Source organism: Sphingomonas sp. CBMAI 2297 (genome assembly GCF_029870595.1).
In the GTDB taxonomy this organism is placed as follows: domain Bacteria; phylum Pseudomonadota; class Alphaproteobacteria; order Sphingomonadales; family Sphingomonadaceae; genus Sphingomonas.
The window spans coordinates 169,776-182,864 of record NZ_JAPDIR010000002.1 but is presented as its reverse complement, the minus strand read 5'-3'; the positions used below and the strand labels follow the sequence as shown (position 1 = coordinate 182,864).

Below are 13,089 nucleotides of genomic sequence, written 5' to 3'. Positions count from 1 at the left end.
GTCGCGAAGCCTTCCCCAGATGCGTCCAGCTGCGCTGCTTCTCGCCGGCGCCGCGCTCTTCCCCATGAGCGCGGCCGCCCAGACCACCCCTCCCCCACTCAGCGCCAAGCAGGTCTTCGCTCCCGAGGACTTCACTCGCTTCGCCCCCCGGACCGCCTATGACATGCTCGTCCGGGTCCCCGGCTTCACCATCCGCAGCGCGGACCAGGAGCGCGGCCTCGGCCAGGCATCGGAGAATGTGCTGATCAACGGCGAACGCATCGCCAACAAGACCGGCGGCGCGATCGCCGAGCTCCAGCGCATCGTCGCCGGCAATGTCGAGCGCATCGAGATCGTCGATGCCTCAACCCTCGGCATCGCCGGCCTGGCCGGCCAGGTCGCCAACATCATCCTCAAACAGGCCCGCAAGGCAGGCGGCCAGTTCGAATGGCGGCCGGATTTCCGAGCCCATTATTCGCGCCCCAACCTGTTCCGCGGCAATGTCAGCTATACGGGCAAGACGCGCGGGATCGACTACACGCTCTCGCTCGAGGACCAGACCGGGCGCGGCGGCCTGGGCGGGCCGGAGCTGTTCCATGCCGCCGACGGAACGCTGATCGAGCGCCGCGAGGAGATATATCATTCGGAATCGGACACGCTCGTCGCCAAGCTCAGGCTCGGCTTCGACGGACCGGGCGGCGCCAAGGGGCATCTCATCCTCAACTATTCGCCCTATTGGGGGCCGGTCTATGATTTCGAGCGGCGCTATCGGGCCGATGGCAATGACGGCACCCGCCTGCGCCGCAACCGGCTCGACGGCTGGATGTACGACGTCAACGCGGACTATGAATTCCCGCTCGGGCCCGGCCGGTTCAAGATCATCGGCCTGCGCCATTTCGACCATGAGCCGCTCATTTCCACCCAGGTCGACAGTTTCGCGAGCGGCGCGCCCGACCAGGGCACCCGTTTCGAGCGCAACTCGTACATCACCGAAACCATCGCCCGTGCCGAATATGGCTGGAAGATGGGGGGAAGCGACTGGCAGCTCTCGCTCGAGCGCGCGGTCAACGGCCTCGACCAGCGCGGCGCGCTCGCCAGGCTCGATCCCCAAGGCCGGTTCGTGCCGGTTCCCTTCCCCGGCGGCAGCGGGATCGTGCGCGAAGTCCGCCACGAAGGCATGGTGACGTTCAGCCGCCCGCTCGGCGCGGGGATTACTCTCCAGGTCGCCGGCGGCGGCGAGTCCAGCACGCTCGAGCGTGTCGATGGCGACTTGCCCGCGCGCCGCTTCTTCCGACCAAAGGGCAGCATCACGCTCGGCTGGCGGCCGGACGAGCAATGGGATCTCAGTCTCAAGCTGCGCCGCCGGGTTGGCCAGATCAGCTTCTACGACTTCATGGCCCAGCCCAACCTCAAGTCCGAGCGGCAGAACAGCGGCAACGCGGAACTCGTCCCCCCGCAGAGCTGGGAAGCGGAGATGGAGGTCGGCCGCGCGCTGGGCGCCGCGGGCAAGACCCGGCTGCGCGCTTATTATTACGCCGTCGAGGACATCGTCGATATCGTGCCGATCGGCGCGGACGGCGAAGGCGTCGGCAATCTGCCGCGGGCGACGCGCTTCGGGCTGGAGAGCACCAGCACGATCCAGTTCGCGCCGCTGGGCCTGCCCGGCGCCCGGCTCGACGCCAAGCTGGGCTTCGAGATCGCCCGCGTCCGCGATCCGCTCACCGGCGAGATGCGCCCGATCAGCGGGACGCAGGATCGCTGGGCGGAGCTCGATTTCCGCCACGACCTGCCGAACAGCGATTTCGCCTGGGGCGTCACGGCCGGCCTCAATCACAATACGGCTTATTATTATCTCACCGAGGTGAACCGCGAGAACGAAGGCCCCTGGTTCACCAACGTCTTTGTCGAGCACAAGGACGTGTTCGGCCTCACCGTGCGCGCGCAGGTGGGCAATGTCCTCAACGGCCGGCACTATTATGATCGCCAGGTCTATGCCGGGCGGCGCAATGCGAGCCCGCTGGTGTTCCGGCAACGCAACGACCAGTTGATCGGGCCGATCTTCACCTTCACGATCCGCGGGAGCTTCTGATGCACATGATCGACCGAGCCCTGCGCTCCATCGCTTCGTCCGCCCTTCTTTCGAGCCTTGCCCTGGCGCATCTCGCAACGGCCGCTCCCGCCCGGGCGCAGGCCCAGGCACCCGCGCAGCAGGCCCCGCTGCTCGCGCCCGAAACCGTGATGCTCACGATCGACATGGGCCCCGGCGAGCCGCCGCTCGCCGTGACGCTGGCCGAGCTGATGCAGGTCTTCCGCGTGCCGGGCATGAGCATCGCGGTGGTGAAGGACAATCGCATCGCCTTCTCGGCCAGCTTCGGCGTGACCGAGGCGGGCGGCACCACGCCGGTCACGCCAGCCACGCTGTTCCAGGCAGCCTCGATCAGCAAGCCGGTCGCGGCGATGGGAGCATTGTGGCTGGTCGAGCGGGGCAAGCTCTCCCTCGATGCCGATGTGAACACCCAGCTCAAGGGCTGGAAGCTGCCGGAGAGCCCGCTCGCCGCCACGCGGAAGGTCACGCTGCGCCGGCTGATGAGCCACAATGCGGGCCTGAACGTCCATGGCTTTGCCGGCTATGCCCAGGGCGTGCCGGTGCCGGGCATCGAGCAGATCCTCGACGGCAAGCCGCCCGCCAACAGCCCGGCGGTCCGCGTGACCGTGGAGCCCGGCACCCAGTGCATCTATTCGGGCGGCGGCGTGACGATAGAGGGCCTGATGATCCGCGACGCCGCGGGCCAGCCGTTCGAGGATTTCATGGCCGCGCGCGTCCTGCGCCCGGCCGGCATGACGAGCAGCAGCTTCGCCCAGTCCCTGCCCCCGGAACTGGCGGCGCGCGCCGCCAGCGGCACCGGGCCGGACGGCGCCATCACTCCGGGCAAATGGCACGTCTATCCCGAACTCGCCCCCGATGGGCTGTGGACCACCGCCGAGGATCTCGCGCGCCTGGGCATCGAGGTGTCGCTCTCCCGCGAAGGCAAGGCCAACCATGTCCTCTCGCAGGCGATGACGCGCGAGATGCTCACGCCGCATTGCCCCGACGATTCCGGCAAGCCCGGTGGCATCGGGCTGGGTTTCGGTGTCGGCTATGGCGGCCATCCCGGCCAGTTCCGCCACAATGGTGCGAACGAAGGGTTCCAGTCGCTGATGTTCATGGACGCCGACAAGGGCTGGGGCATCGCCCTGCTCGGCAATTCGGACAGCTTCTCGTCCATCTATGAGCGCATCATGAAGGTCGTCGGCGACGCCCAGGGCTGGCAGTATCAGGCCCGCCAGCCGCGCGAAGGCGATCTGCTGCTCGTCATCGCCGCCCGGCGCGGCCTGGATGCGGCGCTGGCCCATTATGATCGCACGCGGAACGGAAAGGACGACCCGTCGGTCCTCAACCTGCTCGGCTATCGCCTGCTCCGCCAGAACCAGGTCGCCGACGCGCTCCGCGTCTTCGAGCGCAACGCCGCGCTCTATCCGGCCGACGCCAATGCCTGGGACAGCCTGGGCGAGGCGCATGCCCGCGCCGGCAACCGGAAAGCCGCGATCCGCAACTATCGGCGATCGCTCGCGCTGGATGCGAACAACGCCAATGCGAAACGGCAGCTGGAGAAGCTCGAGCGCTAGGGTGGAGCCTAATATTCTTCCTTCGTCACCCCGGCCTTGCACCGGGGTCCCGCTATCTCGCCAGCGCAAGAAGAAGAGGGACCCCGGCGCCAGGCCGGGGTGACGGTGTTTGCTGATCGAGTCGTGACCCTAATCCAGCCCCGTCTTGCCCGGCGCCCAATAGGCCTTGGTCGCGATCCGGCTCGCCGGTACCGCCAGCCGTTTCAGCCGCTGGCGCAGGCGCTGGACGGTGCCCGCCTTGCCGGTCAGCACGAAGCCGGTGCCGCCGGCCGCCAGCGTCGCGAGCCGCAGCTCCATCTCGCCGACATGCGCATCGTCCGCCGCTCTCGCGAACAGCGCGACCCGGTCGAGCCCCAGCTGCTCGGCCACCCGGCAGCTGCCCTCCACGTCGCCGACCTCGAAATAGCCGGCAACCACGCGCCCCGGGGTCTGATAGGCCAGCGCATGGGCAAGCCCGATCGAGGTCTCGTCGCCGAACACCGCCAGCGGTCCGTGCATCCGGCCGGCATCAAGCGAGCCGCGCGGCCCGAAGATGTCGCACATGGCGCCCGGCGCCACGTCGCGCACCCAGGAACTGCCCGGCCCGTCGCCGTGCACATGGCCCAGGATGCAGGCGCGCCCGGTCCCCGGGTTCCATTCGATCGGCGTATAGGTCCGCGCGGTGAACGCCGATCCCATCGCGATCTGGATCTTCTGTCCCGGCGTCCAGGCGATGCCCTCCAGCGCCGGGCCTTCCAGGGTGATCAGCCGGAAGCCGTCGGCGAGCCGTTCGCTGGCCGTCACGGTCGCGCGCTTCATCAGCAGCCGGATGAGCGCCTGGCCAATCCGGCCGGGAGCCTTGGCCACGGGGCGTTCGGGCGATTCCATCGGCAGCATCACACGGTCCTCATGCAGAATTCATTGCCACGTCTCCCCGCCCCGCGCCGCCGCCTGGCTCCTCGCCTGGCCCATGCCCGCGACGGCATGCCGGCTTCCGTGCCCAATCTCTCGACTTGCGCCGCCTTTCCGGGCTCGACGGGTTCGCGAACAACTGATAATGGCTCGCATTATTGTCGTCATTGCGAAGCATGGACAGAATATTATTAGATCCTGCCAATCAAGGCGGAGGCGGATATGCCCATTCTGAATGAGATCGGCAGCGACAATGGCTGGATGGATCCGGACGCCGTGCCCCGCCCGGTCGTCACCTATGGCTTCATCACCGAAGCGTTCGGCAGCTTCGAACTCGCCCCGCATCACCACGCCAAGGGCCAGATCATCCTGGCCCAGCGCGGCGCGCTGAGCTGCGAGGTGGACGGGGGGCTGTGGATCGTCCCGCCGCGCAGCGCCATCTGGATCCCCGGCGGCGCTCTCCATTCGGTCAAGGCGACGGGCGCGCTGGAAGGCTATAACGCCTTCATCGCCCCGGACGTGGCGGCAGGCCTGCCCGCCAGCTGCTGTGCCCTCTCGGTCAGCCCGCTGCTCCGCGAGCTGCTCGCCCGCGCCGCCGTCCTGCCCGTCCTCTACGAGGAGACCGGCCCCAATGCCCGGCTGGTCGCGGTCCTGCTCGACGAGATCGCTGCCGCCGGGATCGAGGATCTCCACCTCCCCATGCCCGCCGATGCCCGGCTGCGCCGGGTAGTCGACCTGATGATGGCCGCCCCGGCCGAGCGCGGCACGCTCGACGGCTGGGCCCGCCGCGCCGGCCTGGGCGAGCGCACCCTCGCGCGGCTGATCCACCGCGAGACCGGCATGAGCTTCGGCCGCTGGCGGCAGCAGTTGGGGGTGATGCTCGCGGTCAAATGGCTGGCGGGCGGCGCTTCGATCCAGCAGGTCGCGGGGGACCTTGGCTATGAGAGCGTGCCGAGCTTCGTGACGATGTTCCGCAAGGCCCTGGGCACCTCGCCCGGCCGCTACATGGCGGAACGCCATTCCAGCCGGCACTGACCCGCGCGGGGGCTGGACGCCGGCCCCGGCGCGCGCCACCCTGCCACCTCGCGCCAAGGAGAGCCCGATGATCCCCGCCCCTTTCCGGGTCACCCGTCATCCCGCCTGAGACCCGCCTCGGCAGCCGCGCGGCGCGCTTCCTGTGGGTAGCGCTCGGCTTCTTCTTCGTCGCGCTCGGCGTGATCGGGGCGCTGTTGCCCGTGATGCCGACCACGATCTTCCTGATCCTGGCGGCCGGCTGCTTCGCCCGCGGCTCGGCCCGGCTCGAGGCCTGGCTGCTCGATCATCCCAAGGTCGGGCCGCCGATCCGGCAATGGCGCGAGCAGGGGGCGATCCCGCGCCGCGGCAAGATCGCGGCCTGTGCCGGGATCGCGCTGGGCTATGCGCTGTTCTGGATCTCGGTACGCCCCCATGCCGCGCTGGCGCTTGGCGTCGCGGCCGGGATGGCGGCCTGCGCGCTGTGGATCGTCACTCGCCCCGCGCCCATCGGCCCGGCATAGTTCGTCCTTGACCGCCCCGACGAAGCCGACCAAGGGGCGAGCGACCTGCGGATCGTTGCGGGTTTCGGGCAGGTGCCGGGTTAGCTCAGCTGGTAGAGCAGCGGTTTTGTAAACCGAAGGTCGCGGGTTCGATCCCTGCACTCGGCACCAGCCCTGGCCTCGCGATTCGGCGGGAAGCCCTTCAGAACAGCCGGAATGCCGCGTTGAAAGCTCGACTGGCCAAGGGTCCGCTCCCTTTGTCCACGGCTCCGCGCATCAAGATGATCCGCATTCGAGATGGGCTTGATCGCCCCGATCCGAATGCTCCGGACCAAAAGCCCGAGCCACCCCTTGTTCACGATATGATATAATGTTACGCGATTCGCACTTCTTGCATCGAGCCTTTCATCCGGGGGGATGGTCCTTTGAATCTCTGCACCAGAATCGCCGCCACCGGCGCGGCACTCGTCATGGCCGGCGTCGGACACGCGGCCGAAGACGAGGCGCGCGCGAATACCGGCAACGAGCCGCGGCGCGACGCCGCGGAGATCGTGGTCACAGCCACCCGCAACGAGCAGCCGATCGCCGACGCGCCCGCGACCATGTCGGTGGTGACCGGCACGGAGCTGCGGCGGCGCCCGGTCCAGGATCTCGCCGAAGCGCTGGAGAACGAGCCCGGCGTGGCGATCAACGGTATCGGCATGACCCGGCGCGGCATCTCGATCCGCGGCATGTCGAACGAGCATGTGCTGACCCTGGTGGACGGGCGCCGGATCAACGACGCCGCCGCCAATATGGCGCATGTCGATTTCGACCTCGGCTGGGTGCCGAGCATCGCGATCGACCGTATCGAAGTGGTGCGCGGGCCATTGTCCGCGCTCTATGGCTCGGAGGCGCTGGCCGGCGTCATCAACGTCATCACCCGCCGCCCCACCGAACGGATCGAGGTGAGCGCGCTCGGCCTTGCCGGCTTCCGGGACGGCAAGGGCGGCGACAGCGCGCAGATGGCGGCGCTGGTCGGCGGGCCCTTGACCCGGACGCTCGGCATGGTCGCCTGGGGCGAATATCGCCACCGCGACCGCACGCAGAGCCTGGCGGACCCGCGGCAGAGCGAGCTCGAGGGGCGCAACGCGCTGAGCGGCAGCATCATCGCCTGGTGGGAGCCCGTGGCGGGGCAGCGATTCGAAGTCGGTCAGGCCGCGATCAACGACGATCGCGCGCGCGATACGGTGACGACCTCGGCGCCGGCCACCTATTATGAATATCAGGATCACGTCACCCGGGCGCAGACCCATGGCAGCTATACCGGCCGCTGGCGCTGGGGCGAGCTGCGCGCCCGCGCCTATCGCTCGACGCTCGAACGGATCAACGAACGCGACCGGAATCAGGCACCGACCCAGCCGACCAAGGTGACCGACACGGTCGCCGATGCGAGCCTGCTCCTCAACCTCTTCCGGGGCAATCGCCTGACCCTGGGCGGCGAGCACCGGCGCGAGGCGCTGCGCGACGCCACGGTCAACGCCACGGGCTTCGCGAGCATCGATCACGACGCGCTCTTCGTCCAGGATGAATGGGATATCATCGACGGCATTTCGTTCACCGCCGGCAGCCGCTTCGATCACCATCCCGGCTATGGCTGGCAGGTTTCGCCGCGCGCCTATCTGGTCGTCGCGCCGATCGAGGGGCTGCGCTTCCGCGGCGGCTTCGGCGAGGCGTTCAAGGCGCCGAGCCTCAAGCAATTGTCGCGCGGCTATATCACGGTCGCCGCCGGAGGGCGCTTCATCATCACCGGCAATCCCGATCTCAAGCCGGAAACCAGCACCGCCTATGAATTCGGCGCCAGCTATGCGGGGCGGAACTGGAATGTCGGCGCCACGCTGTTCCGCAACGATCTGCGCGGGCTGGTGCAGACGATCTGCGTCGAATTTTGCGGCGTTCGCGGGCGCGAGCGGCGCGCCTATGTCAATGTGAGCCGGGCCCGCACGCAGGGAGTCGAGCTGTCGGCGGAAGTTCGGCCGGCGCGCGTGCTGACGCTCGGTGCCAGCTATACCCATGTCGACCCGCGCGACATCTCCGCCAATCGCGAGCTTGCCGAGCGTCCGAACGACACGGTCAAGGTCAGGCTGGCATGGGAACCCCTGCCCGGCACGGCGCTCAACGTGCGCGGCCGCTATATCGGCAAGCAGACCGTCTACCAGACCGTGGGCACCGCCACCAATGCGGTCCGGCTCAACGCCTATGATCTCTGGTCGCTCGATGCGAGCCACGCGCTGAACCGCCGGCTCACCCTCAAGGCCGGGATCGACAATATCTTCGGAAAGCGGCTGGCGGAGACCTCCGCGCTCTACAGCTTCGCCGAGCCGGGCCGCGTGTTCTTCATCGGCCTGGGCGCCAGTTTCTGACGATGCGGCTGCTTCTCGCCCTGGTCCTGACGCTCCTGGCCGGCACGGCCTTCGCGCAGGATGCGACGAAGGTGCCGGGGCATCCGCCGGTCGTCAGGATCGTCGCGACGCGCTTCACGCTGCCGGCCAAGTTCGAGCGGCTGGCCGGCTGGGCCACGGAGCGGGGGTACCGGATCGAATGGCGCCAGATCGAGGACGGCGGCACGCCGGCGGAGCTGACCGGTGGCGCCGGGCTGCTGGTGTTCGACGGCCCCCGCCCCGGCGATATGGCCGCGCTGGACAAGGCCGCCGGCGGCCTGGGCGACCGGCTGGCCGTCCCCTGGATCGCGATCGGGGGCGGTCCGCCGCGCTCGGGCGGTCTCGCGCCCGATGTCGCGCGGCGGCTGATCGGCTATTATGCGGGCGGCGGCGCGGCCAATCTGCGCAGCTTCGTCGAGGCTGTTCCGCTGGCGCTCGCGGGGCGCGATCTCGGCGCCCTGCCCGCACCCGCGCGGCTTGCCGCAGCCGGTCTCTATCATCCGGCCGCGCCTGCCCCGTTTGCCGGAGCGGAATCGTTCCGGACCTGGGCGGGGACCCGGGGCTGGGCGGACCGGCCGGTGGTCGCCATCGCCATCCCCGACGGCATGATCCGCGACATGCAGACCGAAATCGTCGACGCGGTCGTCGCGGCGCTCGGCGAGAAGGGGCTGCTGGCGGCTCCCTTCTGGTATGACGATACCGATCCGCAGGCGATCGCCAAGGCCGTGGGGGAGCTGCATCCGATCGCGCTGGTCAACATGACTCATATGCAGAACGGAGCCGCGCGTGCCGCGGAGTTCGCGGCGCTCGATATTCCAGTCCTTCTCGCACTGAGCGCGCGCGGGCAGACCGTCGCCGAATGGCGCGCCGGACCGGGCGGCATCCCGGCCTCGACCGCCGCCACGCTCCTGACCATTCCCGAAGGCTGGGGCGTCTCCGATCCGCTCGTGATCGGCGCGGTCGAGAAAGGCGCGGCCGTTCCGATCCCCGAACAGATCGAACTGCTCGCGGCCAAGCTCCGGCGGCTCGCGGCGCTGCGCGCCATCGCCCCCCGCGACAAGCGCGTGGCGCTGTTCTTCTGGAACCATCCCGTCGGCGAGAAGAACCTCGCCGCCTCCAACCTCAATCTGCCGAAGAGCCTCGCCAATGTCGGTCGGGCGATGGCGGCGGCGGGCTATGAGGTGACGCCCGCCGAGGAGTCGCGGCTGATCGCCGAGGGTCAGGCGATGCTGGCCGGCTATTACCGGCCCGAGACGCTGGCGGCGCTCCAGCAACGCGGACTCGCGGCCACGCTGCCGCTGGCGACCTACACGGCCTGGCTGGACACCCTGCCCCGCGAGCGCCGCGAGGAGATCGTCGCGCGCTGGGGTCCGCCCGAGCAGAGCCGCTGGCTGCGCGGCGGCGCATTCGTCATTCCGCGGCTCATGCTCGGCAAGCTGGCGATCCTGCCGCAGCCGCCGCGCGGCGGCGATCCGGTGAAAAGCTATCACGACCAGAAGCTGCCGCCCGATCATGTCTATCTGGCCGCCTATCTCTGGGTGCGCGGGCATGCCGACGCGATCGTCCATTTCGGCACCCACGGAACCCAGGAATGGACGCCGGGCAAGGATCGCGGGCTCTGGGCGGGCGACTATCCCTTCCTGCTCATCGGCGACCTGCCGGTCTTCTATCCCTATATCCAGGACAATGTCGCCGAGGCGATCCAGGCGCGCCGGCGCGGCCGGGCTGTGACGATCAGCCACCAGACGCCCGCCTTCGGCCCCTCCGGCCTCTATGAGGAGCTTCGCGACATCCATGCGCTGATCCACCAATATGCGCAGCTCGACAATGGCGGCGTGCGCGATCGCGTCGCCGGCGAGATCCGCGCCAAGGCCGCCGCGGCGCATCTGGATCGCGACATCGGCTGGGATGCCGCGGCGATCGATCGCGACTTCCCCGGCTATTATGCCGCCCTGCACGACCATCTGCACCAGGTCGCGCGCACCGCGATACCGCTTGGCCTGCACAGTTTCGGCGAACCCGCATCGGCCGAACATCGCCTGACGACCGTGATGCAGCAGCTCGGCCCCGCCTATCTCGAGGCGCTTGGACAGGATCCGGTCGAGGCATTCGCGGAGGACTTCGACGCGATCCGGCAGGGCCGGCCCTATCGCACGCTCGTCCGCTATCTGCGCGATGGGGAAAGCCCCGCCGGCATTGCCGACCCGAAGCTGCGCGGCCAGATCGAGCGCGCCATGCTGCTGGACGCCAGGCTGGCGGACACCGGCGAGATCGAGGCGTTGCTGGCGGGACTTGCCGGCCGCTTCGTGCGGCCCGGCGCGGGAGGCGACCCGGTGCGCAATCCGGACGTCGAGAGCGGCCGCAATCTCTACGCGTTCGAGGCCGACAAGATTCCGACCCGGGCCGCCTATGCCCAGGGCGGCACGATGCTGGACAAGCTCGTTGCCGCCTATCGCACCGGGCATGGCGGCAAGGCGCCGGAGAAACTCGCTTTCGTCATGTTCTCGGGCGAGACGATCCGCCAGCAGGGCGTGATCGAGGGGCAAATCCTCCACGCGCTGGGCCTGCGTCCGGTGTGGGGGCGTGGCGACCGGCTCGAGCGGCTGGAAGTGGTGCCGGCGGCGGAACTCGGCCGGCCGCGGATCGACGCGGTGGTTCAGGCCAGCAGCGTCTATCGCGACCAGTTCGACGGCTTCATGCGGCTGCTGGCCGGAGGGATCGAGCAGATTGCCGCGCTCGACGAGGGGAGCGGCCCCGCCGCGAACGCGAGGGCGCTCGCCGCGAAGCTGGTGGCGCGGGGCGTCCCCGCCGACCGGGCGCAGGCGCTGGCGCGGCTGCGCATCTTCAGCAATGCGCCCGGCGACTACGGCACCGGCCTGCCCGGCCAGATCGCCAAGGACCGGAACTGGAACGCCGACAAGGACCTCGCCGACCCGTTTCTGGCGCGCCTGCAATATGCCTATGGCGCAAGCGCATGGGGCATGGCGCCCGGAGAGGCCAATCTGTTCGCCGAGCAGCTGCGCGGCGTCGATGCCGCCGTGATGTCGCGATCGTCGAACGTGCATGGCCTGCTCTCGACCGATCACCCGTTCGAACATCTCGGCGGGCTATCGCTCGCGATCCGCAGCCTGACGGGCAAGGCGCCCGATCTCTACGTCGCCGATCTGCGCGACACCGAGGGCAAGGTGACCACTGCCGCCAGCTTCCTCTCCAGCGAACTGCGCGCTCGCTATCTCAATCCGCAATGGATCGGCGCGATGCAGGCGGAGGGCTATTCCGGCGCCAATGCGATGCTCGACATCGTCAACAACCTCTGGGGCTGGCAGGTGACCGATCCCGCCAGCGTTCGCGCCGACCAATGGCAGGCGATGCACGATATCTATGTGCGCGATACGCGCCGGCTGGGCCTTGATCGCTTCTTCGCCCAGGCCCATCCCTCGGCGCAACGCCAGATCGTCGAGCGCATGCTCGAGGCGGTGTCGCGCGGCTATTGGCGGCCCGATGCGCAGACCCGCCGCTCCCTGGAGGAGAAGCGCGCCGCTCTCGCCACGGCCGTGCGGAGCAGTGCCTTCACTGCGGCGGCGGGAGGTTTCGGCCTGCGGACCATCGCGCCAGCCGCTCCGCGGGCGGCCCCGGCCCCTTCCCGGGCCACCGCCGCGCGCGCGCCGGCCCCGCGCGGGATGATCCTGGAGCAGACCCGGCCAAGGCCGGCGCCCACGATCCGCGCCGCCCCCGTCGCGGGATTGCTGGTGGCGCTCCTGCTGCTCTTCATCGCCGGCGTCACGCGTGAAATGCGGATGCGCCGGCACCCCGTTCCAGCCTGAAGGATCCGCTGATGCCCATGCTCGAAGCGACATTGTACGACCTGTCGCGCCTGTTCCTCATTCCGGTGATGCTGCTGATCCTCGCGTCCCTCGCCTATGCGGTCGTCAGCCTTGGCGGATTCGCGGCGGAAAGCGTGCAGCGGCTGCGGGGACGGCGCGCTGGCCGGCTGGCCATGCACCAGCGCCATACCGGCTGCGCGGCCGACGATCTCGAGCTCGTCGTGCTGCGCCGGCTCGAATGGCTGCGGATCGTGTCGCGCGCGGCGCCGATGCTGGGCCTGGTCGCCACGATGATCCCGATGGGCCCGGCGCTGCTCGCGCTCGGGAGCAACAACAACCGGGCGGTGGGCGAGAATCTCGTGGTGGCCTTCTCCTCGGTGATCCTCGCGCTGGTCGCCGCGTCGATCACCTTCTTCATCTATACCATCCGCCGCCGCTGGCTCCTCGAGGAACTGCGCGCGATCGAGACGGGAGCCGCCTGATGCGTTTCATCGAAGACGATGAGAATGACGATCCGATCCTCTCGGTCGTCAATCTGGTCGACCTGTTCCTCGTGATCACCGCCGTGCTGATGGTGCTGATCGCGCGCAACCCGCTCAACCCCTTCCAGTCCAGACAGGTGGTGGTGGTCGAGAATCCGGGCAGGAAGGACATGACGATCACGGTCAAGGACGGCGAGAAGCTCGAACGCTATACCGCATCCGATCGCATGGGCGATGGCGGCGGCGTGAAGGCGGGCGTTACTTATCGCCTGCCCAGCGGCGATCTCGTCTATGTGCCGGAATAGGGCTCGAA

General features: G+C 69.0%; 9 protein-coding genes and 1 tRNA gene. 9 read left to right on the top strand and 1 reads right to left on the bottom strand.

Translation table 11 applies throughout. The features are described from left to right. Positions 1–19 precede the first annotated feature (19 nt). Positions 20–2,068: a TonB-dependent receptor plug domain-containing protein gene (locus OMP43_RS03515; RefSeq protein ID WP_280278309.1), complete on the top strand. Its 2,049-nt coding sequence runs from the start codon at positions 20–22 to the stop codon at positions 2,066–2,068. Then, on the top strand, positions 2,068–3,645 hold the full coding sequence (locus OMP43_RS03510; protein ID WP_280278308.1) for a serine hydrolase: 1,578 nt from the start codon (positions 2,068–2,070) through the stop codon (positions 3,643–3,645). Before OMP43_RS03515 ends, OMP43_RS03510 begins: the two co-directional genes overlap by 1 nt. Positions 3,646–3,774: 129 nt before the next feature. Here OMP43_RS03510 and OMP43_RS03505 read toward each other — a convergent pair whose 3' ends face one another. Beyond that, entirely contained in the window at positions 3,775–4,521 is a 747-nt protein-coding gene (locus OMP43_RS03505; RefSeq protein ID WP_280278306.1) for a siderophore-interacting protein, read from the bottom strand. Between the two features lie 237 nt (positions 4,522–4,758). On the opposite strand from OMP43_RS03505, the gene OMP43_RS03500 reads away from it, so the two are divergent. The 7 genes from OMP43_RS03500 to OMP43_RS03470 all read left to right on the top strand — a co-directional run bounded on the left by OMP43_RS03500 (position 4,759) and on the right by OMP43_RS03470 (position 13,081). Beyond that, positions 4,759–5,571 (top strand): helix-turn-helix transcriptional regulator, encoded by an 813-nt coding sequence (locus OMP43_RS03500; RefSeq protein WP_280278305.1) that lies wholly within the window; start codon positions 4,759–4,761, stop codon positions 5,569–5,571. Positions 5,572–5,669: 98 nt separating this feature from the next. Then, positions 5,670–6,071, top strand: a complete 402-nt coding sequence (locus OMP43_RS03495) for a YbaN family protein (RefSeq protein ID WP_280278639.1) — start codon at positions 5,670–5,672, stop codon at positions 6,069–6,071. 74 nt (positions 6,072–6,145) lie between these two features. Continuing rightward, positions 6,146–6,221 (top strand) — tRNA-Thr (locus OMP43_RS03490). Between the two features lie 254 nt (positions 6,222–6,475). Continuing rightward, the gene (locus OMP43_RS03485) at positions 6,476–8,452 is read left to right on the top strand and encodes a TonB-dependent receptor (RefSeq protein ID WP_280278304.1); all 1,977 of its coding nucleotides are present in this window, start codon (positions 6,476–6,478) and stop codon (positions 8,450–8,452) included. Between the two features lie 2 nt (positions 8,453–8,454). Next, positions 8,455–12,294, top strand: a complete 3,840-nt coding sequence (gene cobN / locus OMP43_RS03480) for a cobaltochelatase subunit CobN (RefSeq protein ID WP_280278303.1) — start codon at positions 8,455–8,457, stop codon at positions 12,292–12,294. Between the two features lie 11 nt (positions 12,295–12,305). Then, the gene (locus OMP43_RS03475) at positions 12,306–12,776 is read left to right on the top strand and encodes a MotA/TolQ/ExbB proton channel family protein (RefSeq protein ID WP_280278302.1); all 471 of its coding nucleotides are present in this window, start codon (positions 12,306–12,308) and stop codon (positions 12,774–12,776) included. After that, the gene (locus OMP43_RS03470) at positions 12,776–13,081 is read left to right on the top strand and encodes a DUF2149 domain-containing protein (RefSeq protein WP_280278301.1); all 306 of its coding nucleotides are present in this window, start codon (positions 12,776–12,778) and stop codon (positions 13,079–13,081) included. The genes OMP43_RS03475 and OMP43_RS03470 overlap by 1 nt, the downstream gene beginning before the upstream one ends. The last annotated feature ends 8 nt before the right edge of the window (positions 13,082–13,089 follow it).